This window comes from Phocicoccus schoeneichii, from assembly GCF_014635565.1.
Classification (GTDB): Bacteria; Bacillota; Bacilli; order Staphylococcales; family Salinicoccaceae; genus Phocicoccus; species Phocicoccus schoeneichii.
The window spans coordinates 40,179-65,292 of record NZ_BMDB01000001.1; the positions used below are offsets into that span (position 1 = coordinate 40,179).

The 25,114-nt window shown below is 36.7% G+C and carries 25 protein-coding genes, 10 tRNA genes, 1 riboswitch and 1 other annotated feature (1 of these 37 running past the window's edge); of the genes, 18 read left to right on the top strand and 17 right to left on the bottom strand.

Features of this window, described 5'->3' with window-relative positions; translation table 11 throughout:
- The first annotated feature begins 69 nt into the window (after nucleotides 1-69).
- Complete coding sequence (locus IEU51_RS00320) at nucleotides 70-657, top strand: competence protein ComK (protein ID WP_186088323.1); 588 nt, start codon at nucleotides 70-72, stop codon at nucleotides 655-657.
- 748 nt (nucleotides 658-1,405) lie between these two features.
- Here IEU51_RS00320 and IEU51_RS00325 read toward each other — a convergent pair.
- From IEU51_RS00325 to IEU51_RS00360, 8 genes are all read right to left on the bottom strand, one after another.
- Nucleotides 1,406-1,493 (bottom strand) — tRNA-Ser (locus tag IEU51_RS00325).
- Nucleotides 1,494-1,535: 42 nt separating this feature from the next.
- Nucleotides 1,536-1,607 (bottom strand) — tRNA-Glu (locus IEU51_RS00330).
- Between the two features lie 4 nt (nucleotides 1,608-1,611).
- Nucleotides 1,612-1,683 (bottom strand) — tRNA-Asn (locus IEU51_RS00335).
- Between the two features lie 9 nt (nucleotides 1,684-1,692).
- Nucleotides 1,693-1,766, bottom strand: a tRNA-Gly gene (locus IEU51_RS00340).
- A 12-nt stretch (nucleotides 1,767-1,778) separates the two neighbouring features.
- Nucleotides 1,779-1,851, bottom strand: a tRNA-His gene (locus tag IEU51_RS00345).
- 5 nt (nucleotides 1,852-1,856) lie between these two features.
- Nucleotides 1,857-1,932: transfer RNA gene (locus tag IEU51_RS00350), tRNA-Phe, on the bottom strand.
- A gap of 30 nt (nucleotides 1,933-1,962) precedes the next feature.
- Nucleotides 1,963-2,038, bottom strand: a tRNA-Asp gene (locus tag IEU51_RS00355).
- Nucleotides 2,039-2,042: 4 nt separating this feature from the next.
- A tRNA-Met gene (locus IEU51_RS00360) sits at nucleotides 2,043-2,116 on the bottom strand.
- Nucleotides 2,117-2,269: 153 nt separating this feature from the next.
- Here IEU51_RS00360 and IEU51_RS00365 point away from each other — a divergent pair.
- From IEU51_RS00365 to IEU51_RS00390, 6 genes are all read left to right on the top strand, one after another.
- Complete coding sequence (locus IEU51_RS00365) at nucleotides 2,270-2,851, top strand: thermonuclease family protein (RefSeq protein WP_186088322.1); 582 nt, start codon at nucleotides 2,270-2,272, stop codon at nucleotides 2,849-2,851.
- A 274-nt stretch (nucleotides 2,852-3,125) separates the two neighbouring features.
- A tRNA-Asn gene (locus IEU51_RS00370) sits at nucleotides 3,126-3,200 on the top strand.
- 5 nt (nucleotides 3,201-3,205) lie between these two features.
- A tRNA-Ser gene (locus IEU51_RS00375) sits at nucleotides 3,206-3,295 on the top strand.
- Nucleotides 3,296-3,639: 344 nt separating this feature from the next.
- A complete protein-coding gene (locus tag IEU51_RS00380) occupies nucleotides 3,640-5,178 on the top strand; it encodes an AbgT family transporter (RefSeq protein WP_186088321.1) in 1,539 nt (512 codons plus the stop codon).
- Nucleotides 5,179-5,293: 115 nt separating this feature from the next.
- The gene (locus IEU51_RS00385) at nucleotides 5,294-5,791 is read left to right on the top strand and encodes a hypothetical protein (RefSeq protein WP_186088320.1); all 498 of its coding nucleotides are present in this window, start codon (nucleotides 5,294-5,296) and stop codon (nucleotides 5,789-5,791) included.
- Nucleotides 5,791-6,639, top strand: coding sequence for an aldo/keto reductase (locus IEU51_RS00390; protein ID WP_186088319.1), 849 nt, complete (start codon nucleotides 5,791-5,793; stop codon nucleotides 6,637-6,639). The genes IEU51_RS00385 and IEU51_RS00390 overlap by 1 nt, the downstream gene beginning before the upstream one ends.
- A gap of 76 nt (nucleotides 6,640-6,715) precedes the next feature.
- Here the strand turns inward: IEU51_RS00390 and IEU51_RS00395 are convergent, their stop codons facing one another.
- Together IEU51_RS00395 and IEU51_RS00400 are read right to left on the bottom strand one after the other, a co-directional pair.
- Nucleotides 6,716-7,318: a DUF5067 domain-containing protein gene (locus tag IEU51_RS00395; protein ID WP_186088318.1), complete on the bottom strand. Its 603-nt coding sequence runs from the start codon at nucleotides 7,316-7,318 to the stop codon at nucleotides 6,716-6,718.
- Nucleotides 7,319-7,399: 81 nt separating this feature from the next.
- The gene (locus IEU51_RS00400; protein WP_186088317.1) at nucleotides 7,400-8,317 is read right to left on the bottom strand and encodes a 1,4-dihydroxy-2-naphthoate polyprenyltransferase; all 918 of its coding nucleotides are present in this window, start codon (nucleotides 8,315-8,317) and stop codon (nucleotides 7,400-7,402) included.
- 133 nt (nucleotides 8,318-8,450) lie between these two features.
- On the opposite strand from IEU51_RS00400, the gene IEU51_RS00405 reads away from it, so the two are divergent.
- Genes IEU51_RS00405 through menE form a run of 5 tightly spaced genes read left to right on the top strand, consistent with a single transcriptional unit; the run spans nucleotide 8,451 to nucleotide 14,455 of the window.
- Complete coding sequence (locus IEU51_RS00405) at nucleotides 8,451-9,803, top strand: isochorismate synthase (protein WP_186088316.1); 1,353 nt, start codon at nucleotides 8,451-8,453, stop codon at nucleotides 9,801-9,803.
- Entirely contained in the window at nucleotides 9,803-11,458 is a 1,656-nt protein-coding gene (menD, locus tag IEU51_RS00410; protein ID WP_186088315.1) for a 2-succinyl-5-enolpyruvyl-6-hydroxy-3-cyclohexene-1-carboxylic-acid synthase, read from the top strand. Before IEU51_RS00405 ends, menD begins: the two co-directional genes overlap by 1 nt.
- On the top strand, nucleotides 11,448-12,227 hold the full coding sequence (menH, locus tag IEU51_RS00415; protein WP_186088314.1) for a 2-succinyl-6-hydroxy-2,4-cyclohexadiene-1-carboxylate synthase: 780 nt from the start codon (nucleotides 11,448-11,450) through the stop codon (nucleotides 12,225-12,227). The genes menD and menH overlap by 11 nt, the downstream gene beginning before the upstream one ends.
- The gene (gene menB, locus IEU51_RS00420; RefSeq protein ID WP_186088313.1) at nucleotides 12,227-13,045 is read left to right on the top strand and encodes a 1,4-dihydroxy-2-naphthoyl-CoA synthase; all 819 of its coding nucleotides are present in this window, start codon (nucleotides 12,227-12,229) and stop codon (nucleotides 13,043-13,045) included. The genes menH and menB overlap by 1 nt, the downstream gene beginning before the upstream one ends.
- 51 nt (nucleotides 13,046-13,096) lie before the next feature.
- A complete protein-coding gene (menE, locus tag IEU51_RS00425; RefSeq protein WP_186088312.1) occupies nucleotides 13,097-14,455 on the top strand; it encodes an o-succinylbenzoate--CoA ligase in 1,359 nt (452 codons plus the stop codon).
- 17 nt (nucleotides 14,456-14,472) lie between these two features.
- On the opposite strand, the gene yidD is transcribed toward menE, so the two are convergent.
- Nucleotides 14,473-14,703, bottom strand: coding sequence for a membrane protein insertion efficiency factor YidD (gene yidD / locus IEU51_RS00430; RefSeq protein WP_186088311.1), 231 nt, complete (start codon nucleotides 14,701-14,703; stop codon nucleotides 14,473-14,475).
- A 72-nt stretch (nucleotides 14,704-14,775) separates the two neighbouring features.
- Between yidD and IEU51_RS00435 the strand changes: the two genes are divergently transcribed.
- Entirely contained in the window at nucleotides 14,776-15,222 is a 447-nt protein-coding gene (locus IEU51_RS00435; protein WP_186088310.1) for an NUDIX domain-containing protein, read from the top strand.
- 138 nt (nucleotides 15,223-15,360) lie between these two features.
- On the opposite strand, the gene pckA is transcribed toward IEU51_RS00435, so the two are convergent.
- On the bottom strand, nucleotides 15,361-16,935 hold the full coding sequence (pckA, locus tag IEU51_RS00440) for a phosphoenolpyruvate carboxykinase (ATP) (protein ID WP_186088309.1): 1,575 nt from the start codon (nucleotides 16,933-16,935) through the stop codon (nucleotides 15,361-15,363).
- Nucleotides 16,936-17,066: 131 nt separating this feature from the next.
- A riboswitch (SAM riboswitch) is annotated at nucleotides 17,067-17,179 on the top strand.
- A gap of 86 nt (nucleotides 17,180-17,265) precedes the next feature.
- Between pckA and metK the strand changes: the two genes are divergently transcribed.
- Together metK and IEU51_RS00450 are read left to right on the top strand one after the other, a co-directional pair.
- On the top strand, nucleotides 17,266-18,444 hold the full coding sequence (gene metK / locus IEU51_RS00445) for a methionine adenosyltransferase (RefSeq protein WP_186088308.1): 1,179 nt from the start codon (nucleotides 17,266-17,268) through the stop codon (nucleotides 18,442-18,444).
- A 58-nt stretch (nucleotides 18,445-18,502) separates the two neighbouring features.
- Nucleotides 18,503-19,411: a nuclease-related domain-containing protein gene (locus IEU51_RS00450; protein WP_186088307.1), complete on the top strand. Its 909-nt coding sequence runs from the start codon at nucleotides 18,503-18,505 to the stop codon at nucleotides 19,409-19,411.
- Nucleotides 19,412-19,577: 166 nt separating this feature from the next.
- Here IEU51_RS00450 and IEU51_RS00455 read toward each other — a convergent pair whose 3' ends face one another.
- From IEU51_RS00455 to IEU51_RS00470, 4 genes are read right to left on the bottom strand one after another with little or no spacing between them, the layout of a single operon-like run.
- A complete protein-coding gene (locus IEU51_RS00455) occupies nucleotides 19,578-19,937 on the bottom strand; it encodes a fluoride efflux transporter FluC (RefSeq protein WP_186088306.1) in 360 nt (119 codons plus the stop codon).
- Complete coding sequence (locus IEU51_RS00460) at nucleotides 19,930-20,304, bottom strand: FluC/FEX family fluoride channel (protein WP_186088305.1); 375 nt, start codon at nucleotides 20,302-20,304, stop codon at nucleotides 19,930-19,932. Before IEU51_RS00460 ends, IEU51_RS00455 begins: the two co-directional genes overlap by 8 nt.
- A gap of 47 nt (nucleotides 20,305-20,351) precedes the next feature.
- The gene (locus IEU51_RS00465; protein WP_186088304.1) at nucleotides 20,352-21,335 is read right to left on the bottom strand and encodes a proline dehydrogenase family protein; all 984 of its coding nucleotides are present in this window, start codon (nucleotides 21,333-21,335) and stop codon (nucleotides 20,352-20,354) included.
- 33 nt (nucleotides 21,336-21,368) lie between these two features.
- On the bottom strand, nucleotides 21,369-21,872 hold the full coding sequence (locus tag IEU51_RS00470; RefSeq protein ID WP_186088303.1) for a gamma carbonic anhydrase: 504 nt from the start codon (nucleotides 21,870-21,872) through the stop codon (nucleotides 21,369-21,371).
- An 81-nt stretch (nucleotides 21,873-21,953) separates the two neighbouring features.
- Here IEU51_RS00470 and IEU51_RS00475 point away from each other — a divergent pair, with 81 nt between their 5' ends.
- Nucleotides 21,954-22,763, top strand: coding sequence for an alpha/beta fold hydrolase (locus IEU51_RS00475; RefSeq protein ID WP_186088302.1), 810 nt, complete (start codon nucleotides 21,954-21,956; stop codon nucleotides 22,761-22,763).
- Between the two features lie 18 nt (nucleotides 22,764-22,781).
- On the opposite strand, the gene IEU51_RS00480 is transcribed toward IEU51_RS00475, so the two are convergent.
- Nucleotides 22,782-23,336: a class I SAM-dependent methyltransferase gene (locus IEU51_RS00480; protein ID WP_186088301.1), complete on the bottom strand. Its 555-nt coding sequence runs from the start codon at nucleotides 23,334-23,336 to the stop codon at nucleotides 22,782-22,784.
- Between the two features lie 107 nt (nucleotides 23,337-23,443).
- On the opposite strand from IEU51_RS00480, the gene IEU51_RS00485 reads away from it, so the two are divergent.
- Nucleotides 23,444-24,634 carry an MDR family MFS transporter gene (locus tag IEU51_RS00485; RefSeq protein ID WP_186088300.1) on the top strand — a complete coding sequence of 397 codons (1,191 nt, stop codon included), beginning with the start codon at nucleotides 23,444-23,446 and terminating at the stop codon, nucleotides 24,632-24,634.
- Nucleotides 24,621-25,082 carry a methylated-DNA--[protein]-cysteine S-methyltransferase gene (locus IEU51_RS00490; RefSeq protein WP_186088299.1) on the top strand — a complete coding sequence of 154 codons (462 nt, stop codon included), beginning with the start codon at nucleotides 24,621-24,623 and terminating at the stop codon, nucleotides 25,080-25,082. Before IEU51_RS00485 ends, IEU51_RS00490 begins: the two co-directional genes overlap by 14 nt.
- A gap of 14 nt (nucleotides 25,083-25,096) precedes the next feature.
- Nucleotides 25,097-25,114: a binding site (T-box leader), on the top strand (it continues 154 nt past the right edge of the window).

A 25,114-nucleotide genomic window follows, 5' to 3' on the forward strand; every position in this document is an offset into this window, starting at 1 on the left:
CATAAAAATAGTTAACAAATATTTAACAATGGTGTATATTATAGTTAACAAAATAATCGGAGGTGTATTATGAGTCATTCATATACAATAAATGGAGCAACAATGTACATTGGTGCAGACGAATCTGTTCAAGATGAGGTGATTACCCAAATCATGGAATCATCTGGAAATCTTTACAAGGTGAATAAAACATCGAATAGAATCGTCATGGAAAACTGTCGCGCATACTCTTCAAATTACTCTCACAGAAAAGAAATTACGAAACATTTAACCCGTATCATTTCGAAACAGCCAATCATGATTGACTTCATTGGCAGTTATATCTATTTCCCTATGTATTCCGATCGCAATCACATCAATCACTGGTTCAATATTAAATATGTAGAAGACTATATAAAAGTAGGAGATTTAACCCGTGTTACATTTACAAATGGAGAAACCATTGATATCGATGTTTCGTACTACACATTTGAGAGACAATACATGTGCGCGTTGAAACTTTATTACAAAGCAAGCCAGAAGCGAGAAAAAATATTGGAACAAGAAAAGAATAATGGTCCGGACATGAGAAGTGTAGAAGCAGATCTAAAATTTCTTGAAGAATATAGGAGACAGCAATACATAAACTTCATGCAAAATGTAGACTTAATGAAATGAACACGCTACCAGGCAGCGTGTTTTTATTTTGTAGAGAATAGGGTGTTGATGAAGAAAAATGTGACTCATAATTTTAGTATCAAAGAAACCGAATTGCATTTAGAAGATAACCGTCATGTCAAATATTAGATTTGCATAAACCGCGTGACGATTAGGAGTTAATCATGATGTCTAATCTCAAATTCATAGAAACCGCGTGACGATTAGGTGATAATCATGATGTCTAATCTCAAATTTATTGAAACCACGTGACGATTAGGAGTTAAACGTCACCTCTAAACTCAGTTTTTAGATGACCACACCTTACTCTCTCTTAATCGAGGTGTGGAAATTCAGTTAACAAAATTTCACGACTTAATTATGATCTAAATAGGGTGTGGTTTTCCACTGTTTGAGAAACCACGACTCATTAATCGTCTAATCGAGGTGTGGAAGTCTAGAACTTGAACAACCACGCCTTAATTAAGACTTAATCGGGGCGTGAAAATCTAGTTAGCATTTTTTCACGACATGATTACAATCTAATTAAGTCGTGGAATTCCATATTCATATAAACCACGTCCTATTAATGTTCGAAATGCTTCATTTAATATCAGAAATCAAATTTCATGTCTCAATACGGCACATAATACTACATATAATTCCAGAAACTCAATTTCCATGTCTCATTCTAAAGATAAACACCCAAATCTCATAACGAATCCAGCAAAAAAAGTGCTCCTCGTTATGAGAAGCACTTATCAATAAGCGGGTAGTAACGGATTTGAACCGTTGAAACGGGGTTACCGTTTACACGCGTTCCAGGCGTGCGCCTTAAGCCACTCGGCCAACTACCCAAATAAAAAGCACATAAACGGTGTAGTTTATGTGCAAGTATATGACCCCTACGGGATTCGAACCCGTGTTACCGCCGTGAAAGGGCGGTGTCTTAACCGCTTGACCAAGGGGCCAGAGCTCCACAGGTAGGATTCGAACCTACGACCGATCGGTTAACAGCCGATAGCTCTACCACTGAGCTACTGTGGAATAATAAAATGGAGCGGGTGAAGAGAATCGAACTCTCGACATCAGCTTGGAAGGCTGAGGTTATACCACTTAACTACACCCGCATAAAAAGTAAGGGCGACTGATGGGAATCGAACCCACGAGTGCCGGAGCCACAATCCGGTGCGTTAACCACTTCGCCACAATCGCCAAAATGGTGGTTCTGGACGGAGTCGAACCGCCGACACTCTGATCTTCAGTCAGATGCTCTACCAACTGAGCTACAGAACCTAAAATATGATTAACGCTTAAAATAAAAAATGGCGGTCCCGACGGGAATCGAACCCGCGATCTCCTGCGTGACAGGCAGGCATGTTAACCGCTACACCACGGGACCTAAATTGCGGGAGGCGGATTTGAACCACCGACCTTCGGGTTATGAGCCCGACGAGCTACCGAACTGCTCCATCCCGCGATAATAATATTAACGTTTTTTAACGTCTAGATAATATCTTACACAATGAATTAAAATTTTTCAAGCCCTTTTTGATTATTTTTATACAAAATTCATAATAAATGGACAGAGTTTATGTATAATAATCTAAACGATAGTTTTAAGGATGATTTTATGAAAAGTAACAATGAACAATTTTATAAAAATGGTAGGCGGCCATTTAGGAAATATCAAAGATTAGGACTACCGGGGCTTATTGTTGTCTTAGGAATTATGCTTCTTGTTTATTTCTTTGGTGATAATAATGAAGAAGTGGTTCATACAAATGATAGAAATGTTATCAATTCATTTGAGAAATATGAAGTGGAACTGGATCGTCATACAGATGGCGATACAACACAATTTCTATTTAATGGAGAAAGTCATTCATTTAGATATTTAATTATCAATACACCAGAAATAGGACGTAATGGTGAAAAGAGTGAACCATATGCTGAAGAAGCTCTTGAAAGAGTTGAAGAAGTATTAGATAATGCTGAACATATATATGTCGAGTTTGATAATGAGATTACGGATAATTATGATAGATTTTTAGTATACGTATATGCAGACGATGTTATGGTCAATGAGTTATTAGTCAGAGAAGGGCTAGCGACCGTTCGATATATTCATCCACCAAATGATACTTATGTAGATATTTTAAAGAAAGCAGAGAAGGAAGCAAAGGTAGAAAAACGTGGTCTCTGGTCAGAATAGAATTATAATTTTATAAATAAAAATGCTGTATTTAAGAAATAGACACATTTATTCTCAATTAGAGTTGTATAATTCTCAATTAGATGATAATATAAGTGTATCAAATAAATTAATCAGCCCCCCCGATTAATCAAAATTTGAATTATATGCATCTATTACCCATACTTTCAAACAACATTGCTTAGCAATGTTGTTTTTTTATTAAGTTTTTTAAGATTAAGTATTGAAATTTAAAAGAGGACTGGTATAATAATAAATGTTGATTGAATAATATTCCACAGTAGCTCAGTGGTAGAGCTATCGGCTGTTAACCGATCGGTCGTAGGTTCGAATCCTACCTGTGGAGCCATATATGGGAACGTACTCAAGTGGCTGAAGAGGCGCCCCTGCTAAGGGTGTAGGTCGGTTCATACCGGCGCGAGGGTTCGAATCTCTCCGTTCCCGCTACTTAATGTTATAGTGACAACGTTTCAGGGACTTAGGTGTCAAAAACGTGTCCAATAGGACTGGAAAAAATCCAGCTCCTTAGATAAAACAGATTAGAAATCTTGTATTTTAGATTTCTAATCTGTTTTTTTATTTATAATACTAAATATACGTAAACGCACCTTAATACATAAGATAAACACCAAAAACACGAAGCTTTCATTGATTGATTTCAATGAGAGTATTTTTGTCAAGGTTTATATGTAGGTCTACAAAAATATTATCTGAATTTAAAATTTAGTTAGACAATATATTATGTACTGATATAAAATGTCTTTATAAATAGAAAAAGAGGTGTTTGTATGGCAGACAAAAAGAGAAGTATTTTTCAAAGGATACTTGACGTCATCGAGCGCGTAGGTAATAAATTGCCTGATCCGTTTGCGTTATTTGTTATTTTATCATTTGTCGTAATGGTAATTTCATGGATTTTTGCAAATAGAGGATCAACAGTAACTCACCCATCGTCCGGGGAAGAGTTACCGGTTAAAAACCTACTGTCTGGTGAAGGACTACAGTTTATTCTAGAAAATACATTAACGAACTTTACAGGATTCGCACCACTCGGCTTAGTACTCTCAATGATGCTCGGTATCGGATTAGCAGAAAAAGTAGGACTTTTAGATTACGCAATTCGTAAAACGATTCTAAAATCTCCTCCGTTCTTACTTACATATACAGTGGTGTTCGTAGGTATCATGGGTAATATCGCAAGTGATGCGGCTGTCATCATCATCCCACCACTTGGTGCACTCGTATTCTACAAAGTGGGTAGGCACCCATTAGCTGGTCTTGCAGCAGGTTTCGCAGGAGCTGGTGCTGGATTCACAGCAAATTTACTTATCGCAGGTACAGACGTACTGTTAGCAGGTCTTACAACTGAAGCAGCAAAACTAGTTGATCCATCATTAATCGTGTCACCACTCGATAACTGGTATTTCAACATCGCATCGGTATTCATGCTTACAATCATTGGTGGTCTTGTAACAACGCGTTTCATCGAACCTCGCCTTGGTAAATATGAAGGTGGCGAAATTGACGATGAGATTGAAGCACAAGAAGATCATCCGAGAGCAAAACTTGGAGTTATCCTTGTTTTAGCTCTAACAATCGTTTACTGGGGCGGACTATTCGCTTGGATGTTATTAGATAAAAACTCACCACTCACAGGTGAAAATGGTAGCATCATGTCAAGTCCATTCCTTTCAGGAATCGTACCGATTATACTCTTATATTTCATTTTAATCGGTTTAACATATGGTATTACAGTGGGTACAATTCGTTCATCAAAAGATGTTACAGCTAAGATGACAGAAGCCATTCAAGAGATGGCAGGTTATATCGTACTTGTATTCGCAATTGCGCAGTTTACAGCATACTTCAACTGGTCAAACTTGGGTACATGGATTGCAGTAAACGGGGCAGAATTCTTAAAAGATATCAACTTTACAGGGATTCCACTTATTATTGGTTACGTTATTTTCACAGCACTTCTAAACTTCTTGATCACATCGGGTTCAGCGAAGTGGGCAATTGAAGCACCTATTTTCGTACCAATGTTTATGCAGCTCGGCTATGACCCAGCATTCACCCAAGCGGCATACCGTATTGCAGACTCAAGTATCAATATCGTAACACCATTATTCCCAAGTATGATTATTATCTTGGCATTTATGAAACGTTATGATAAAAACACAAGTATCGGAAGTTATATGGCACTGATGCTCCCTTATTCACTCACATTCTTGCTCGCGTGGATTGTGCTATTACTTGTATTCTTCTTCTTCAACATTCCGTTTGGACCAGGAGTTTACTCACTTCTTGAAAACTCTACAAGATAAAATTAGAAACAGTCGTATATATTATACGGCTGTTTTTTAGTACCTTTTATTATGTTGTAATTGAAATATCTGGTAAAATTTTATATGAAATAGTGAAGAGAGGAGAGATAATACTTTGGGTTTAAGTCTAAGCTTTATTTCGATTTTAGCACTAATATTATCAGTTGCCGCAATCTCATTCGCATTCTTTATCTATAAAGCACGCGGGCGTGGCGAAGTATTGCTGACGCAGCCTTATTTAGAAATTGATAAGGTTAGAGAGTTTGTAAATGATGATGGACGCAAAGTAATCCAATTTAGAGTCATCAACAACAATGCAAATCCATTTCAGCTTGAAGACTTCACTTTACAAGGGTACGATATGGACACGGATTTCAAGTACGGAAAACCATCTGTGGATAACCAAGGTTTAGTAGAGCATGATGTTTTGTATTTAAATGTGTATATTGAAGGAAATTCTGCTTTCAATGCGAGACTTTTAATTAAATATACAGACTTTAATGGTGAATTACACCAAGCAGCATCCGTAAAAGTGTATGTTGAAGGTGGAGAAATTGCCCACGATGTCACAGGAACGAAATTTATATTAAGAAAAAGAACGGAGAGGTTTTAATGGAGAACGTAAGAAGCACGTACTCACTCAAAAATGGTCTAGAAATTCCAGTAGTCGGTTTTGGTACTTGGAAAACAGCAGATGGTGATGATGCATATAACTCAGTAAGTGAGGCATTAAAATCAGGGTATCGTCACATAGATACAGCAGCAGTTTATGGCAATGAAGAGAGTGTAGGTAAGGCAATTAAGGATTCGGGGATTTCTCGTGAGGATGTGTTTGTAACTTCAAAAGTTTGGAACACAGAGCGTGGATATGACAAAACAATTGCAGCTTACGAAGCTTCTTTAGAAAAACTGGGTATGGATTATCTTGATCTTTATCTGATTCACTGGCCAGCAATTGAAAAGCAAAATGATGACTGGGAAGAGCTAAACAAAGAATCCTGGCGTGCGTTAATGGATCTTTACAAAGCTGGGAAAGTGAAAAGTATTGGGGTATCTAACTTCCAGAAGAAACATATGGAAGCACTTAAAGATGCAGAAATTTTACCGATGGTAAATCAAATTGAATTCCACCCAGGTTGGTTACAAGAGGATACACGTGAATTATGTAAAGAACTTGGAATCTTAGTAGAAGCGTATTCTCCAAATGGTAATGGTAAGTTATTAAATGATGATACTTTACTGAAAATTGCAGAGAAGTATGGTAAATCAGTAGCACAAATTTGTATTAGATGGACATTACAACATGGTACGTTACCACTACCTAAATCAGTAACTCCGGAATACATTAAAGAAAATACAGAAGTCTTCGATTTTGAAATCAGCGATGAAGACATGCAGACGATTGATGAAATGGAATATCTGGTAGGTGTTCCTACAGATCCAGATAACAGAGACTTCTAAAAATACATTAAAACAAAGAACAGCCTCTATGTCCAAAGTGGACTTAGAGGCTGTTTACTATTCTTAAAAGAGAGAATTATTTTGTTTTAATTAGGACATCGAAAGCTTCCGATTCCATACCATCTCTAGATTGTAAATGTGTTTCTAGTTCATCATCAATAGGACCATAGGCTGCGAAAGCTTTCACTTTTTCGCCTTCTTTAATCATTGTTTCAGATGAATCTGCAATCATATCTGCATATTCACTATCTTCAGGTACATCTAAAGTCATGTTATCCGTTGGATTTACACCTTCTTCAGATACTTGTCTCACAGCGAAATCTAAACCAAATGCTTCTGAAGCAGATGTAGGAATTGTAGATTTGTTTGTGTATTCGAATTCAGCGACAACAACTTTTGTTGGTCCTGGCTCTTCTTCACCAGCTTCTTTAGCAGCTGATTTTGCTTCATCTGTTGCTGGGATTTCTAACGTCTCAAATTTAGAGAAATCGTAAGTACCATATTCTCCTTCAAATGAGAGTTCTACTTCTTCACCAACACTAACTTCAGATGTGTCAGCTTCTTTACTTACTTCTTCAGTCTTGTCTTCAGTCTTTGTGTCTTCATCTGCACTGTTACATGCAGTTAAAACAAGAGTAGAAGCGAGACCAGTCGTAATGATAAAACGTTTAAAATCCATGAAATGGACCTCCTAAAAATTTAAAGTGATTCATATAATAGTATAAACTTTTAGAATATTAATAACAATATGAAAGAAAAATTAATGAACGAGTAAACCGTAAATTAATAGTCCGACTGAGAATAGAACACCATACATCGTGTTTAGCTTACCCATTGCTGCCATTGCTGGAATGAGTTCAATCGGTAAATCTCCTTCTTTTAAAAGAGTGACGGTTTTACGATATTGGTTGATTGATAATAGTGGCAATAACATAAATAATGATGCAAATAAATCAGTGAAGCTGAGAACAATTATAAATAAATAGCAGAGGATAAGTAAAAAGTTCACAGTTTGCGATGCACGTTCTTTTCCAACAATAATTACAAATGTTTTACGACCACTAGCAGCATCTTTCACTCGGTCGCGGATGTTATTAAACATATTCAATAGACCAATCGTAATAGCGATTGGTAATGAAATGATGAGTGGAAAAATATGTAGTGTGCCCGTATGAATGAAGAACGTAATCATGATGATGATCGTTCCCATAAATAGCCCCGCAAATACTTCACCAAAAGGTGTCCAACTAATCGGGAATGGTCCGCCAGTATAGAAATATCCGACAGCCATCGAAATCGCACCAATAACTAAAATCCACCAGCTTGAACTGTACGCAATATAAATACCGATAAGTGCAGCGATAAGATAAAACACCAACGCATAAGTGAGTACAATTTTTGGCTTCATACCATTTCTAACAATTGCACCCGCAATACCAACGGAGTCTTTGCTATCGAGTCCACGTTTAAAGTCGTAGTACTCGTTGAACATGTTTGTAGCGGATTGGATGAGGAGTGTTGCAATTAGCATAGCAAAAAACATCGACCATCTAATATTGCCAAATGGTAGAGTAGCCGCAGTCCCTACAAAAATTGGTATAAAACTTGCAGTAAGTGTATGCGGACGGGTCAAGCTGATATATTTCTTATGTCCAGTTAAAACTTCAGCATGTTGCATATAAAATCTTCCTTTTCTATAAGTACCAGACATATTTTAACACAATTCATTTAGACATTATACAAAGTCTGCCTTAAAAATGATAAAATAAAAGGAATACATGAGGATTTTTGAAAAAAGGAATGTGGAATTAATGGACGTTCAGTCTTCACAACAAATAATTGAAGATTTAACACTCGAATCAAATACACCGTATCTAGCAGTTGTATTTCCGTTAGATGGATTTAATATCACTGAAGCTAGAATCTTAGAGTATTTTAAAGATTTTAGGGGAGAGAGATATTGGTTTAAATCAAAAGAGAATATGTTTAATAAAATCGGCATCAATTATATTGATGGATTTACGAGATCGTCATTTGACTCAAACACGTTAGAAGAATTAAAGACAACAGTTTTTCAAAAGTTACAATATATCAAATTAGACGAATCACTTACTATGAAAGCAGATATATTTGGAGGCATGCGTTTTGACGACAAACGTACATCTGATGAGTGGATGGACTTTAATATGGTCGGTTTTCATCTCGCAAGATGGCAGTTTGATTTAGAACAGAATGCTGGGATTTTTATTGTAGAAAAAGATGAGTTAGAAAAGCAGGGTCTTGTTGAATATATTCTACATACTTTAGAAGGAATTGAACGTACATCTGTAAAAGTGCGTATCAGTAATATTAAAAGTGAACACGAAATTTTTCCAGATGAATGGAAAGAGCTCGTTAAAAATACATTGAATGTTCTAGATGATGAATTCTTAAAAGTGGTCTTATCCAGACAGTTGCTTGTTCGTATGGATGAGAATATCGATTTAAATTTCATCATCAATCGTCTTTTAGATGAAGCAGGGACGTATATTGTGTATTTCGAGAAGAATAAATCAGTGTTTGTTTCAAAAACACCAGAAAAGCTATTTAATGTCTTCGACAATAAGTTAGTGACTAATGCAATCGCAGGCTCAATTCCAAGAATGCAAGATGATACAGAAAACGATGAAAACAAGGCTGAATTCTTAAAAGATGAGAAAAACTTGTTTGAACACATCGTTGTTCGTGATTCTATTATCAGTGATATTGAACCATATACTGAAGGTATTGTGTTTAATGATAAACCAAGCATTATGGAAAACCGCTATATCTATCATCTGTACACACCAATTGAAGCAAAATTAAACGAGGACGCAAATATCTTTGATGTGCTGTATCAAATGCATCCAACGCCAGCAGTTGGAGGATTACCTAAAAAACGTGCGCAAGAGTATATCAAAGAAAATGAATTTTATACAAGAGGGTTATATGCGGCGCCACTAGGGTTTATCAGTGAAAATAGCGACGCAGAATTTGTTGTAGCACTCCGCTCAATGTTGATCAAAGGCTCTAGCGCCACACTATTTGCAGGTGCAGGAATTGTTGAAGGGTCAGATCCAGAACTCGAGTACGTGGAAACTATGACCAAATTTAGACCAATGTTAAATGTATTGGAGGCATTGTAATGTCACACACAGAAAGTTTAACCAAACAGGTGTTTACGCTTGTAGATGAGCTGTACAAGTATGGCATGACAAGTCTAGTAATCTCACCAGGATCACGTTCCACTCCTATTGCGATTGCTGCAGAGTTACATCCTAAGATGAAAACATACGTACATCCAGACGAACGCGGCGCCGCTTATTTTGCACTAGGAAAAATAAAAGTAAGTAAGCGTCCAGTTGGAATTCTATGTACATCAGGGACGGCCGCTGCGAACTACTTACCTGCTGTGAGTGAAGCAGGGCTTAGTCATTTACCGCTAGTTGTCATTACGAGTGATCGCCCGCATGAACTGAGAAACGTTGGTGCCCCGCAAGCAATCAATCAAACAAATATGTATCAAAATTTTGTGAGATATCAAGTGGAGTTACCAATTGCTGAAAATAGCGACGTGACGATAAACGAGGTTAAAAACCGCATCATTCAGATGAGCATGTTTTTATCTGGTATAAATCGTGGGCCTGTCGCAATTAATATCCCGATAAGGGAGCCTTTGATGCCTGATTTAACTCGTACAGATTTATTTAAGGCGACTGAAGTTGAATCTAACGAATCGGTCACTGTACCTAAAAATATTACTGTAATTAAAGGTAAGATTCTTTTAATTATTGGAGAAACGATAGAGTCTTTAGATCCGTTAGAACCAGTATTTAACTTTAAAAATGTAGACACGATTATGGATCCACGTCAAAATACACGCGTATTTCAGAAGAATGCGATTACGTCGCATGACCTTATTTTTAGTCATGTAACAGAAGAACACATTAAATCGATTGAAAAATCATACGACTACATTGTTAGAGTAGGAGAACCGGTGACAAGTAAGTCGACAAATCAATTCTTAGGAAAAGTGAATCTGCCACAGATTTTAGTCAGTGAGTTTATTGATGTGAAGCCATATCCTGTTACTCCTAACAAGACATATGTTGGCAATATCACTCAAATTTTAAGGTGCTTAATAGAAGAGAGTGACGAGGAAACGAATCTATATAAACTCGATAACAACATTCGTGAATCTATTGCGAAACACGTTCAAAATCACGATGATGAAGGACGATTTATGTATGAGATATTAAAACGCATGAATGATAAGAATGTGTTCTTAAGTTCATCCATGCCGATTCGTGACTTTGAACGCTATGACGTAGACCGAAGACTGAATGTTTACGCAAACCGTGGCGCGAATGGAATTGATGGGGTCGTATCAAGTGCATTGGGAGCGGCGACAGAAGCACCAACTACGCTCTTTATTGGGGATATAGCAATGAATCATGATATCAATGGTTTACTTCTTTCGAAGTTAGAAAAGATTGATATTACTGTCGTTGTCTTTAATAATAATGGTGGAAATATTTTTAGCTATTTACCTCAATATCAAGAGAAGATGTATTTTGAACGATTATTTGGAACGCCGCTAGATTTAGATTTTTCGCATGCAGCTAAATTTTATGACTTTAACTATTACCGGGTGAAAACTCTCGATGATTTAACAGATCAAATGTTAAATCAGTCAGGTAGAGTCATGATTGAAATCATCACAGATCGTGAAGATAACTTACATCAACATCAACAATTAAGAAAAGAAGTGGCGACAGTTGTGCAGTCATTTGAATTTTAAGTATATAAATCATTCTAAAGAAGAAACAGTTTTATTTTTACATGGGTTTTTATCTGACCACCGTGCTTTTATAGACAACATTTCAGAATACGAAAAGACATTCAATATCTTGCTTGTCGACTTACCTGGATTCGGTAAAAGTAAAAGTGTTGGTATTGATTATACGATCGATACAATCGCGGATTGGATTGTCGAAGTGCTAGATGAATGTAAGCTCGAGAGTGTGCATGTGGTTGGATATTCGATGGGTGGACGTGTTGCAGCGTCACTTATATACAATCATGAAACAAGAGTAAATCGTGCAGTCTTAGAGAGTACAACACTTGGAATAAATGATGACGATAAAAGGCAAGAGCGCATAGAGATTGATGAATATAGAGCGCTCTCTATTGAAGCAGATTACGAATTATTTATTGAAAAGTGGTCAAATTTAGGATTGTTTTCATCTCAAATTAAACTTGATACTGACTCAAAAAATGAACAAAAAGAATTACGACTGAGTCAAACACCACTAGAAGTTGCGGATAGTTTAAGAAAGTATGGTACGGGGACACAAACGAACTATTGGCCGATTATGAAATCGAGTAAAAAAATACTAATTTTAGCTGGTGAAAAAGATGAAAAGTTTGTCAGACTTGGAAATCAAATGCTTCAAGTATTTGAAGATGCGACTTTTACATGCATTAAAAATGTTGGGCATAACATTCATCTTGAAAATAGTGTAGAATTTAATGAGACAGTAATTAATTTTTTATTGGAGGGACAGTAATGTCACGCGTTTGGGAAACTTTAAAAGAATATAAAGAAATTAAATATGAATTTTATAACGGGATTGCAAAAATCACGATCAACCGTCCACATGTGCATAACGCATTTACACCACTTACAGTATCTGAAATGATCGATGCAGTCAGCCGTGCGAGAGACGACCAAAATGTGGGTGTCATTGTTTTAACAGGTGAAGGCGACAAAGCATTCTGTTCTGGTGGAGACCAGAAAGTTCGTGGGCACGGTGGATATGTAGGAGATGATAATATTCCACGTTTAAACGTATTAGACTTACAGCGTTTAATTCGTGTGACACCAAAACCAGTCATTGCAATGGTTGCAGGTTGGGCAATCGGTGGTGGACATGTACTTCACGTCGTTTGTGACTTAACAATCGCAGCTGATAACGCTAGATTCGGTCAAACAGGACCTAAAGTGGGTTCATTCGATGCAGGTTACGGTTCAGGTTACCTTGCGCGTATCGTAGGACACAAAAAAGCACGTGAAATTTGGTACCTATGTCGTCAATACGATGCTGAGGAAGCTTTAGATATGGGCTTAGTAAACACAGTTGTACCTTTAAGTGAACTTGAAGATGAAACAGTTAAATGGTGTGAAGAAATTATGCAACACTCACCAACAGCTTTAAGATTCTTAAAAGCAGCAATGAACGCAGACACAGATGGTCTTGCAGGATTACAACAATTTGCTGGAGATGCAACATTACTTTACTACACAACAGACGAAGCGAAAGAAGGAAGAGACGCGTTTAAAGAAAAACGTACACCAGACTTCGATCAATTTCCTAAATTCCCATAAAATAATTATTGCCTGGACCTTTGTTCAGGCTTTTTCTTTTGAGGTGATAAGATGAACTGGCTAAAGACTGCTGCACAAAAATATGGCAATAGAACAGCTGTGATTTATGATGACAACATACTCAGTTATAAAGAGCTCGATGACCTTACAGATCATGATGCCATTCGTCTGGGGCAATTACCTGATAGAGTCGGGGTATTCATGGATAACAGTTTGGACAGTTTACGTTTGATACACGCACTTATGAAGCGCGGTGTAGAGATGGTCGTGTTAAATACACGTCTAACTAAAAGTGAACTTGTTAAGCAGTTAAGAACTGTCAAAGTGGATACAGTCATCACAACTGTTGATTTAGATCTCGAGGAGATGCGTGTTTTTATCTTTAATGAATGTAATTGTGAAGATAAAATGCCTGTTGTCCATACGACAGAGGACTCTATATTAACGATTATGTTCACAAGTGGAACGACTGGGAATTCTAAAGCTGTGACTCAAACGTATAAAAATCATTTTGCATCTCATGTAAATTGCCAAGATGGCATGAAGTATGACGTGTTTAGTAGATGGCTGATGGTCAATCCGATTTTCCATATTTCAGGGTTTTCGATTTTGATACGCACAGTGTTGTCGGGATCGACGCTCATCCTTCATAAAAAATTTAATGCAGAGCACGTAATTGAAGAGATTAGTAAACGTAGAGTGACCCATACGTCATTTGTTCCTTTAATGTTGCGCAGAATTTTAGATGTGCTAGATGTGTACCTCGATTCTTTAGAAGGAGTACTTATGGGTGGCGCGAACACTACTCCAAAACTACTGAAATATGCGATCCAAAAGGGATTACCTGTGTATAACTCATTTGGTATGACTGAAACATGTTCACAAATTATGATGATAAAATACACGGACGACGAGATTTTATCTGGTGCAGTAGGGAAAGTATCGGATAATATTAAAGTGAAGGCCGATGGTACGCTACTCGTTCGTGGTGAGAGTGTGACGAAAAAATATTTGAATGCGGATATTTTCTATGAAGGTGACTATTTTAATACTGGTGACGTTGCTAAGGTAATAAACGGTTATGTGTATATTTTAGATCGCAGACAAGATTTGATCATCAGTGGTGGAGAAAATATCTATCCAAAAGAGATTGAAGAAATCGTTTCAAAACACATCGGAACAAGAAGTTGTGTGGTTGTAAAAAAACAAGATGACACATGGGGTGAAGTTCCGGTGCTATTGATTGATGGGCCACCAAATCGAATGATTGAACTTGAAGTTAGAAACCATTTTGATAAGGTACTTGCACGATATAAACATCCGAAAGAGATTCGATTTGTTGAATCGATTATTTACACAGATACTGGAAAAATATCAAGAAAGCTGAATCAAGAGAAATACATCAAATAATAAAGCAAAGAGTGTGTTTATCTTTGCTTATACTTTTTGGGAGGTACTGGGTCAAACCCACCTTTATGAAGTGGATGGCATTTTGAAATGCGAATCGCTGCCAAAGCTGTACCTTTTAAAGCACCATGCTCTTCAATCGCTTCAATCGCGTAGTTTGAACACGTAGGATAGAAGCGACAAGACGGCGGAGACATTGGTGATATTTTATTTTGATAGAAACGGATGAATTTTATAAATAAGTTTTTCATATACACCAGGCTTTCTTTACTTTAATCTACTATAATATATATGAAATACATGTGCAATTTAGAGGTGTTGACATGAAAGTATTTACAGATCCAATTGGAACGAGAGTAGAACTTCGTTTTGATGAGTCAATTGAAGCGAGACATATTCTAACAATCCCGACATTTAACGGGAAGTATGTGTTTACTCGACATAAAAAAAGAGGCATTGAATTTCCAGGTGGAAAATTAGAAGATCGTGAGACGATTTATGATGCAGTGTGCCGTGAACTATTTGAAGAAACCGGCGCAAAAGTTAAGACAATCACATACCTAGGAACATACACAGTATATGATGAAGAACCGTTCAAGAAAGCAGTGTACAAAGTCGAAGTCGATACATTTATCGAAAAATGCGACTACCACGAAACACTCGGACCAGTTCTTTACGAACACCTAGAAGACATAGACGATAAAGACAAGAGCATCCTATTGAAAGACCCATGCATAAAATATTTGTATGAACAAACAAAGATGATGTAAGAGACTCAATATTATATTTGAGTCTTTTTTTATTAAACTCTTAAATCGTTTAATAAGGGGTGATCGATATAAAAATTGGTAATATCATTAAAAACTCATAAAAAATAGCCAAACTCTCTACGAGTTTGGCTTTCATATTTAGAATCCGCCTTTTTCTGCGAAGGATGCTGATTCATTTCCAAATTTCTTGAAGTTTTCTCTGAATGAACCGATGAGTTCGTTTGCTTTTTTATCGTAAGCGTCTTTGTCACTCCATGTGTCTCTTGGGTTTAATACATCGCTTGGTACGTCTTTCACTGAAGTTGGGATTTGTAAGCCGAATGCTTCGTCTGTTACAAATTCACCTTTTTCTAAGTTTCCTGAGATTGCTTCAGTTACCATACTTCTTGTGTATTTTAAGTTCATACGTTCTCCGACGCCGTACTCGCCGCCAGTCCATCCTGTATTGACTAAAAATACATTTACGTTGTGCTCATCAATTAATTCACCAAGCTTATTTGCATAAACTGACGCATGAAGTGGTAAGAATGGCGCACCGAAACATGTTGAGAATACTGGTTCAGGTGATGTGACACCACGTTCTGTACCTGCAAGTTTAGATGTAAATCCACTTAAGAAGTGATACATCGCTTGATCTTTATTTAATTTAGAAATTGGAGGTAATACTCCGAAAGCATCTGCTGTTAGGAAGATGATTGTTTTTGCATGTCCTGATTTTGATGGAATAAGCGCGTTTTCAATATGTTTAAGTGGATATGCGGCACGTGTGTTTTCTGTTAAATCTTTATTTTTGTAGTCTGGTGTATGTGTTTCGTCTAACCAAACGTTTTCTAAAACAGTACCAAATTTGATTGCACCGTAAATTTCTGGTTCTTTCTCTTTAGAAAGATCAATTGCTTTCGCATAGCACCCACCTTCGATATTGAATACACCTTTTTTGTTCCAACCGTGCTCATCGTCACCAATCAGTTCACGAGTAGGGTCAGCTGATAATGTCGTTTTGCCAGTACCAGATAAACCGAAGAATAGTGCCACGTCTCCGTCTTTCCCTACGTTTGCAGAACAGTGCATTGCAAGAACATCTTCTTCAGGTAATAAGTAGTTCATTACAGAGAAGATTGATTTTTTCATTTCTCCACCGTACTCAGTTCCACCAATTAACACAATACGCTCAGTAAAGTTTACTATAATGAAAGTTTCTGATTTCGTTCCATCTACTTCAGGGTTTGCTTTGAAAGTAGGTGCAGAAACGATTGTGAATCCAGGATCGATGTTTAATCCTTCTTCTTTAGTATCAGGCTCAATAAATAAGTCTTTGGCAAATAGATTATGCCATGCAAATTCGTTTACTACACGAATATTTAAGCGCGTGTCTTCATCCGCACCTGCGTATCCGTTGAATACGAATAATTCATTTCTTTCGTCTAGGTAGTTCACAACTTTTTTGAATAAGTGATCGAAAACTTCACTTTCGATCGGCTGGTTAATTTCTCCCCAGTCCACAGTATTTTCAGTTTTCGCATCGCTTACAATAAAGCGGTCTTTAGGGCTACGTCCAGTATACTTACCAGTTGTAACAGCAAGAGCCCCTTTATCTGTTAATTTTCCCTCGTTACGTCTAATCGAAGCCTCTACAAGTTGAGCAGTTGAGAGTTGATTATGTGTCGTTTGTTTATTGACTAATTTTTCAATCAGGGTCGCAGTATTTTCCATCAGAATCCTCCATAACTATAAATGTGTCCATATATATTAAAGTATATCATAAAATTAGTGGAGTAAAAGTGCGATTATCCTAATAGCTCTTGATTTATATTGCTTAATTTAGTAGGATAAAGACAAGTTATCTCTTATCAAGAGTAGGTGGAGGGAACACCCCCGAAGAAGCCCAGCAACCACTTCTAACTAGAAGAATGGTGCTAAAGGATGCAGAGTGTTAAAACTCTCTGAGCGATAAGAGGAAAGGGTCTGCCTTTTCTCATGCGTGAGAAAAGGTTTTTTTATTGCTTATCGAGATAGCTAATATATTCTAAAGGAGTTTTTTTAATGGAACGTAAGTTATTTACGTCAGAATCAGTAACTGAAGGACACCCAGACAAAATTGCTGACCAAATTTCAGATGCAATTTTAGATGCAATTATTAGTGAAGACAAGAATGCACGCGTAGCGTGTGAAACAGTTGTAAATACTGGACTTGCTTTAATCGTTGGTGAAATTACAACAAGCACATATGTAGATATTCCAAAAATCGTGAGAAACACAGTAAAAGAGATTGGATATACGGACGCAAAGTTCGGATATGATTACAAAACAATGTCAGTATTAACAGGTATCGATGAGCAATCTCCTGATATCGCTCAAGGTGTCGACAATGCAGTTGAATCGAAAGATGGTGAAAAAACTGCAACAGGTGCAGGAGACCAAGGCTTAATGTTTGGTTTCGCTACAAATGAAACTGAAACGTTCATGCCACTTCCAATTCACCTCGCACACAAATTATCGAAGCGTCTAACAGAAGTACGTAAAGAAGGAATTTTAGAATATTTACGCCCAGATGGTAAAACTCAAGTTACAGTTGAATATGATGAGAATCATAAGCCTGTTCGCGTGGACACGATTCTTATCTCAACACAGCACCACGAAAAAATTGAAATTGAAGAAATCGAGAAAGATTTACATGAACACGTAATTGAAGCGGTTGTTCCAAGTGAATTAATCGATGAAAACACAAAATACTTCATTAACCCAACAGGACGTTTTGTAATCGGTGGACCACAAGGGGACGCTGGACTTACAGGCCGTAAGATTATTGTTGACACTTACGGTGGTTACGCGCGTCATGGTGGTGGAGCATTCAGTGGAAAAGATCCTACAAAAGTAGACCGTTCAGCTGCTTATGCTGCACGTTATATCGCGAAAAATATTGTAGCTGCAGAACTTGCAGACCAATGTGAAATTCAACTTGCATACGCAATTGGTGTCGCACAACCTGTTTCAATTTCAGTAGATACATTTGGTACAGGTAAAGTTGAAGATAAAAAAATCGTTGAAGCGATTCGTAACACGTTTGATTTGTCACCAGATGGAATTATTGAATCACTTGATTTATTACGTCCAATATACAAACAAACGGCAAGCTACGGACACTTTGGTCGTGATGATATTGACCTTCCTTGGGAAAACACAAATAAGGTGTTGGCATTAAAAAGCTATTTAAACGTTTAAATTAAATCATACTTTGGTATAATTAATGTACTGAAAAAGAAGAAATGAGTGAGAATTTATGTCAACAGAAATCTTCACAAATCCATTTTTCATTGCAGTTTCTGCGTTGTTATTAATTATATTAATTTTATTTTTAATCTACTACGTAAAGCATCGCAACGAAGTGAAACAAGTTGAAGACCGCTACACGAAAGAGCGTAATGATATCGTTAATAAATACGAAAAAGAAGAAGAGGAAGCGAGACTTTCACATAAAAAAGAAGTTTCAGAACTTAACGAACGTTATGTGAATGATACAACTCTCTTAAATAACAAACTATCTAGTGTACAGCAATTTACTGTAGACCAAGGCGAGTATTTAACAGATTTACTCTTACTTAACTTTAAGAATAAGTTAGTGACTGAAGAGAGAATCAGAGAGTCAGACATGTATATCTTGTCTAACATCTATCTTCCATCTAGAAACTACACAAATACACGTAAAATCGATCATTTAGTTTTAACAAGAACAGGTCTTTACTTAATTGATTCTAAATATTGGAGAGGTCACATCTTACATGGTATGACTGAAGGTCAGTTCGACGAAATTCCTTATTTAGAAGGCATCTTCCAACTCCTTGGTTTAGATGAAAAACAAGAACAGACATTAATCTTTGAAAAAGATGATGACAAAAAAGTTTCTGTGAATTACTACAATGAAACAATTGAAGAGACAAAAATTACGGCTGAAAAGTTACGTAATGTATTAAAACTTCAATTCGATGTAGTACCCATTATTTACTTTAACCCGAAAGATAATGGGGGTCATACAATTATGAACTACTCAACAGACTCTTCAGTTAAAGTACTTGTTGGTCCAGAACAATTAGAAGAATATTTCAACAAGCATGTATTCCAAGGTCGCTTCCAATATACGGTTAAAGACTTGGATGAGATTGCGGATCGCTTATTAAGCTTAAACCCGTAATATAAAAAATGGCTAGTCCTAAATTTAGGACTAGCCATTATTGTTTTAGAAAATAAAAAAATACCGGACAAATATCCGGCATTTTTACTTATCAAGATACAAGTTTAACATCTAGATACTCTTTACTTCACATTATCTATACCCTAGTGTATTAAGATTAAAACACTTAAAGAATACTACCAATGATCATTCCTAGAGCAAATAATACAAGTGTCGCGAAGAATGTTTCTAGAGTGTATTTTAAAAAGCCACCGAGGTCTTTATCTTCTAGTAATTTAAATTGTTGTAACGCGAAAGTAGAGTAGGTTGTAAAGCCGCCTAAGAATCCAGCTGTTACGATAGTATACATACTACTATTCAAAATAAACATCTGCACAGCAACACCCATTAAGAAAGCTCCGATATAGTTCACTGTCTTGATGCTATTCGTACCAAACTTACTCTTACCGTCCATTTTTTCACTCACAATGTCACGTACAACAGCACCAATACCAGCAGCAATGATTGTCAGAAATATATTACTCATATTTCTTTCCTCCAATCTTTGCACCTAAATAAACCATAATGAGTCCGCCTAACATATTTAATACAAGATAAACGCTAAAAAATATGAATTGGCTTGTGTATAGTCCAAAATATAGTTCCATTGAGAGTGCAGAGAATGTAGTGAACGTTCCAAGCAGTCCTGTCGTAAATAATAATTGCGCATTAGTTGCATTAAGTTTCATGTATGCGAGCCCTACAAAGAATGCTCCAGCCATATTTACGATAAAGGTACTTGATAGGAAGGGGAGATTGATCTCCATCATTCCGTAATTGACTAATAAGCGTAACGTTGCGCCAATAATTGCACCTAAGAATATAAATAAATATCGCTTATTTATGAGATTCACTCCTAATAAATATAGGCGTGCAACATGTGCACACCTATCTCTAAAAATTATTTATTGCGTTTTGTTACGAATAACGCACCAAGAAGTGCTAATGCTGCACCAGCCCCATATTGGAACTTCTTGTTAGTTGTAACTGATTTTACCACTAAATTAATGTTTTGTGGTCTTTCAGCAATTCTTCTCATGAAGTAAGCATACCAGTCTGGTCCATAAGGCAGATACACACAGAAGTTATACCCTTCTTTTACGAGCTCTTTTTGATAATCCGTTCTGAATCCGTATAACATTTGGAATTCAAATTTATCTTTACTGATGTTGTTTTCTTTTACGAACGCTTTAACTTTGTTGATGATATTGTGATCATGAGTAGCGATTGATGTGAATCCTGTTCCGTTTGTTAAGTGAGTTTTAATCAACTCGAAGAAACTTCTATCGATATCCTCTTTTGATTGATATGCAATGTTTCCTGGTTCTTTATATGCACCTTTAACGATACGTAGTCTAACGTCTTTATATTTTAATACATCTTCAGGACTATCGAAAAGATACGCTTGAATTACTGTACCAACGTTATCATATTCCTTTAATAACTCGTCTAAAATCTCCATTGTTTCGATCTTTTTAGGATAACTTTCCATATCCAAGTTAACAAACATGTTTGCTTCTTTAGCCGCTTCCATAACTTCTCGAATGTTTTTTAAAGCAAAGTCGTAATCGATGTTAAGGCCTATTTGAGTTAATTTAACTGAAAGATGTGCATCTATTCCTGCTTTATCTGATGCTCTAATCATTTCAATGATTTTATTTTTTTCAGTTTCTGCTTCAGAACGTTCAGTGATGAATTCACCTAAGTTATCAAAAGTGACACTCATTCCGTCTCTATTTAATTCCTTGATTTTCTTAACGGCGTCTTCAGTCGTAATTCCTCCAACAACTTTTTGTGCACCAAATCTTAACCCCATTTTTTTGGATGCATCGTTGAAAGTTTTAACCTCTGATAAAGCGATAAATAAATCTCTTAATACTGGCATTGCTTGTTCCTCCAATAGCTTAAATAATTGCTTTTACCCTTTGTAATGTGGAATGTGATTCACATAAGTCTCATTAATTCGTTTCATTTCTAACTTGTCTTCATCGGTTAACTCACGTACAACTCGAGCTGGCCTACCGAAAGCGAGTGTATTTGGCGGTATTTCAGTTCCCCCTGTGACTAACGAACCCGCACCAATATATGCACCTTCATGAATAATTGCTCCGTCTAGAATTGTAGAATCCATACCGACTAAAGCACCTTTTTTAACTGTGCAGCTATGTAGTGTCACTCTGTGTCCAATAGTGACATTATCTTCTAATACAAGCGGCATATCTGGAGATTGATGCAAGACCGAAAGATCTTGTACATTGGTTTTATCTCCAATACGTACAGGTGCTATGTCTCCGCGAATACAAGTACCGAACCAAACCGAACTATTTTCACCTATTTTTACGTCCCCAATTATTGTAGCATTAGGAGCTATAAAAGTACTACTATGAATTTCAGGATTTTGTCCTTTATATTCAATTAACATTTGACATCGAACTCCTTTAACAATATTGTTATACTTAACTTTATCATATCAAATTAACTTTAATTTGTAAGGAGAAAATATATGTGGAAATGGGAGACAGAATTCACTCCTAAAGGTGCCGTGGTCATTGTTCACGACATGATGGAGCACCATGAGTATTATTTAAAATTAATTAGTGATTTAAACAAAGAAGGATATCATTGTTTGATGGGAGATTTGCCTGGTGCAGGTCAAACAACTCGTATAAATAAAGGACATGTTAAATCGTTTAATCAATATACAGACCGCATTAAAGAGTGGATAGATATTGTGGATGCGTATGAAGTCCCTACATTTGTGATTGGGCAAGGTCTCGGCGCGTTAATTGTTTTAGAATTAATGAGAAAAGAGACGACAAATATAGACGGGGCAGTTTTACTGAATCCGCTACTTGTATTTAAACAATCATTTATGAATCGTAAAAACTTACTTAAATCAAGCATTCGTATGACGAGTGATGAGTCGAGATTTAAGCTCGGATTTGATGAGCATAGTTTTACAACAGATAAAGACTATCTAGAACGTTATCAGTCAGACGATCTCGTCGTTCGTGAAGTGAGTTACAGTTGGTATCAAAGTGTGCTTTTAGAAATGAAAGCCATGCGAGAAAACATTGATGAAGTTAGAGATATTCCTGTACTTGTGATGTACAGTGAAGAAAATGACATCATAGACGTGAGACAATCTATGAAACTTGTGAATCAAGTGAAGACAAGTTATTTTCACTCTGTGAAATTATTTGACGTAGAGCACAGCATCTTCCAACGTGAAGATACAGAGACGCCACTTTATTACTTAATGAGATTTTTAGACGATCAATTATTTGAAATTGGGTTTAATATAAAAAGGTGAATCAGTTGATTCGCCTTTTTATTTTTTCTCAATCACGATCAAGAATGGGGCATTGTTTTTTTGATTAATAAACTGATACTGTAGAACATTAAATTGTTTTTGATCGAGCTCTGATACATAGTCGAGTAGAGCGTCTCTCTCAACTTTACCATTCTCATGTCCATGGTAAACTGTGATGATGATTCTGCCTCTCTTTTCTAATAACTGACAGATATTTTCTATTGCGGTTAGTGTCGTATCTGGAAGAGTAGTGATGGTTTTATCTCCACTGGGTAAATAGCCGAGGTTAAAGAATGCAATTTTTACAGATTCTTTCACATATTCTTTCACGTACTCGTGGCCGTCTAAAATAAGTTCCACATCAGTAGTTGTATTCACTTTTGATATGTTTTCATTTGTCGTCTCAAGTGCTGTTTCTTGAATGTCGAATCCATAGATCTTTTTTAGCTTGTTTAATTCTGATAAAAACACGGTGTCATGTCCATTTCCAACTGTCGCGTCGATGGCGATGTCGCCGTCTTCAATCACTTCTATCGCATATTTCTTACCAGCATCTAAAACTCTATCTAGCATTTTCAATTCTCCTACAAAATTTAATATTCGGACTACTTCAAAACCTATATATATCTATTATACATTCGCATATAATTAATTCATTAATAGATTCCGGAGGTCACAACATGTTTAAGATGCCTAAGAAGGTTTGGGTACTTGTCATTGGTATGGCAATCAATTTTATAGGGATGAGTTTTCTATGGCCAATGCATACAATATTTATGTCACAATATCTTGGTCAATCGCTCACTACTGCTGGAATTGTGTTGATGCTCAACTCATTCTTCACTATGGCAGGAAGCATGTACGGAGGTCGTCTGTTTGATAAGGTCGGTGGATATAAAACGGTGATGACAGGTGCAATCATCACATTTGTGTCATTAATTGGTCTCGTACTACTTCATAATTGGCCATTTTATGCGATCTTCATGACATTGAATGGGTTAGGGAACGGGATGATTACCCCAGCCATATTTGCGATGGCAGGAGTTGTGTGGCCAGAAGGTGGTCGTAAAACGTTTAACGCGATTTATCTCGCTCAAAACTTAGGTGTATCAATCGGAACGGCAGTTGCTGGATTTATTGCTGAAGTAAATATTGAGTTTATCTTTATAGGAAACTTTTTATTATTCCTCGTATTTTTAGTCATTGCAGTTACGCAGTTTAAATACGACGGTAGAGATAAAGTCACGGTTACGATACCAGAGTCAATTCAACTAAATACAGAGCGTCAAAAGAAATATTTCTATGCGCTACTTACGATTTGTGTGATGTTTTTCTTAGCATGGACAGGATATGTACAATGGATTACAACATTATCAACTTACATCCAATCCCTCAATATCTCACTCAGTCAGTATGGGTTAATCTGGACCGTGAATGGTCTGTTAATTGTAGTTGGACAACCAGTGATTGCACCGATTATAAGACGCTTCCACGATAACTTAAAAATTCAAATGTATATTGGACTCACACTGATGATTGTGTCATTTATCTTTACGGCATTCCAATCGACGTTTGCAGGATTCGTTGTTGGGATGATGATCCTAACGTTTGGTGAAATGTTTGTGTGGCCGGCAATTCCAACCATTGCTAATCAACTTGCGCCAAGTGGAAAACAAGGGGCATATCAGGGTATTGTGAACTCCACCGCAACACTCGGACGTGCAATTGGTCCTCTAATAGGCGGTATTGCTGTAGATGTATTCAATATGAGAGTATTATTTATATTGATAGTAGTAATTCTTGTGATTGGATATTACTTCATTGCGATATTCGATCGAAATATAAAGGATGAGTTAAATGAAAGCAGTTAAGAAGTTTTCAGTCGGCTATTTAGAGATAGAATCTAAAGATGGAGCAATTATTTGGATAAAGAAAACAGATAATAAAGTGACAGAAGATACTGATGACGTGATAGAGGAATGCAGAAAGCAGCTGAATGAATACTTTGATGGTAAAAGAACAGAGTTCGATTTCCCAATAAGTTACGACTACGGCACGCCGTTCCAACAAGAGGTTTGGGACGCACTTCGTGAAATTCCATACGGTGAAGTCATCTCATATAAAGAGCTTGCGACACGTGTGAGAACTGAGCATCATTCACGAGCTGTTGCGAATGCAAATGGTAAAAACCCGATTTCAATCGTTGTGCCGTGCCATAGAGTCATTGAATCTTCGGGTGGTCTTGGTGGGTATAGTTCAGGGCTCGATATGAAACGTCATCTACTGAAATTAGAAGATATTGAGTTGCAAAAAAAGTAGCAGTGAATTATAATTATTGAATAGGAAGTAGT

What these genes read in the sequence shown, in the direction of transcription:
- IEU51_RS00380 (WP_186088321.1), top strand. Translation starts at nt 3,640, where the DNA reads ATGGCAGACAAAAAGAGAAGTATTTTTCAAAGGATACTTGACGTCATC.
- IEU51_RS00490 (WP_186088299.1), top strand. Translation starts at nt 24,621, where the DNA reads ATGAAAGCAGTTAAGAAGTTTTCAGTCGGCTATTTAGAGATAGAATCT.
- menB (WP_186088313.1), top strand. Translation starts at nt 12,227, where the DNA reads ATGTCACGCGTTTGGGAAACTTTAAAAGAATATAAAGAAATTAAATAT.
- menD (WP_186088315.1), top strand. Translation starts at nt 9,803, where the DNA reads ATGTCACACACAGAAAGTTTAACCAAACAGGTGTTTACGCTTGTAGAT.
- metK (WP_186088308.1), top strand. Translation starts at nt 17,266, where the DNA reads ATGGAACGTAAGTTATTTACGTCAGAATCAGTAACTGAAGGACACCCA.
- IEU51_RS00320 (WP_186088323.1), top strand. Translation starts at nt 70, where the DNA reads ATGAGTCATTCATATACAATAAATGGAGCAACAATGTACATTGGTGCA.
- IEU51_RS00450 (WP_186088307.1), top strand. Translation starts at nt 18,503, where the DNA reads ATGTCAACAGAAATCTTCACAAATCCATTTTTCATTGCAGTTTCTGCG.
- IEU51_RS00485 (WP_186088300.1), top strand. Translation starts at nt 23,444, where the DNA reads ATGTTTAAGATGCCTAAGAAGGTTTGGGTACTTGTCATTGGTATGGCA.
- IEU51_RS00390 (WP_186088319.1), top strand. Translation starts at nt 5,791, where the DNA reads ATGGAGAACGTAAGAAGCACGTACTCACTCAAAAATGGTCTAGAAATT.
- IEU51_RS00455 (WP_186088306.1), bottom strand. Translation starts at nt 19,937, where the DNA reads ATGAGTAATATATTTCTGACAATCATTGCTGCTGGTATTGGTGCTGTT.
- IEU51_RS00465 (WP_186088304.1), bottom strand. Translation starts at nt 21,335, where the DNA reads ATGCCAGTATTAAGAGATTTATTTATCGCTTTATCAGAGGTTAAAACT.
- IEU51_RS00470 (WP_186088303.1), bottom strand. Translation starts at nt 21,872, where the DNA reads ATGTTAATTGAATATAAAGGACAAAATCCTGAAATTCATAGTAGTACT.
- IEU51_RS00435 (WP_186088310.1), top strand. Translation starts at nt 14,776, where the DNA reads ATGAAAGTATTTACAGATCCAATTGGAACGAGAGTAGAACTTCGTTTT.
- IEU51_RS00475 (WP_186088302.1), top strand. Translation starts at nt 21,954, where the DNA reads ATGTGGAAATGGGAGACAGAATTCACTCCTAAAGGTGCCGTGGTCATT.
- IEU51_RS00400 (WP_186088317.1), bottom strand. Translation starts at nt 8,317, where the DNA reads ATGCAACATGCTGAAGTTTTAACTGGACATAAGAAATATATCAGCTTG.
- IEU51_RS00365 (WP_186088322.1), top strand. Translation starts at nt 2,270, where the DNA reads ATGAAAAGTAACAATGAACAATTTTATAAAAATGGTAGGCGGCCATTT.
- IEU51_RS00405 (WP_186088316.1), top strand. Translation starts at nt 8,451, where the DNA reads ATGGACGTTCAGTCTTCACAACAAATAATTGAAGATTTAACACTCGAA.
- yidD (WP_186088311.1), bottom strand. Translation starts at nt 14,703, where the DNA reads ATGAAAAACTTATTTATAAAATTCATCCGTTTCTATCAAAATAAAATA.
- IEU51_RS00480 (WP_186088301.1), bottom strand. Translation starts at nt 23,336, where the DNA reads ATGCTAGATAGAGTTTTAGATGCTGGTAAGAAATATGCGATAGAAGTG.
- IEU51_RS00395 (WP_186088318.1), bottom strand. Translation starts at nt 7,318, where the DNA reads ATGGATTTTAAACGTTTTATCATTACGACTGGTCTCGCTTCTACTCTT.
- menE (WP_186088312.1), top strand. Translation starts at nt 13,097, where the DNA reads ATGAACTGGCTAAAGACTGCTGCACAAAAATATGGCAATAGAACAGCT.
- pckA (WP_186088309.1), bottom strand. Translation starts at nt 16,935, where the DNA reads ATGGAAAATACTGCGACCCTGATTGAAAAATTAGTCAATAAACAAACG.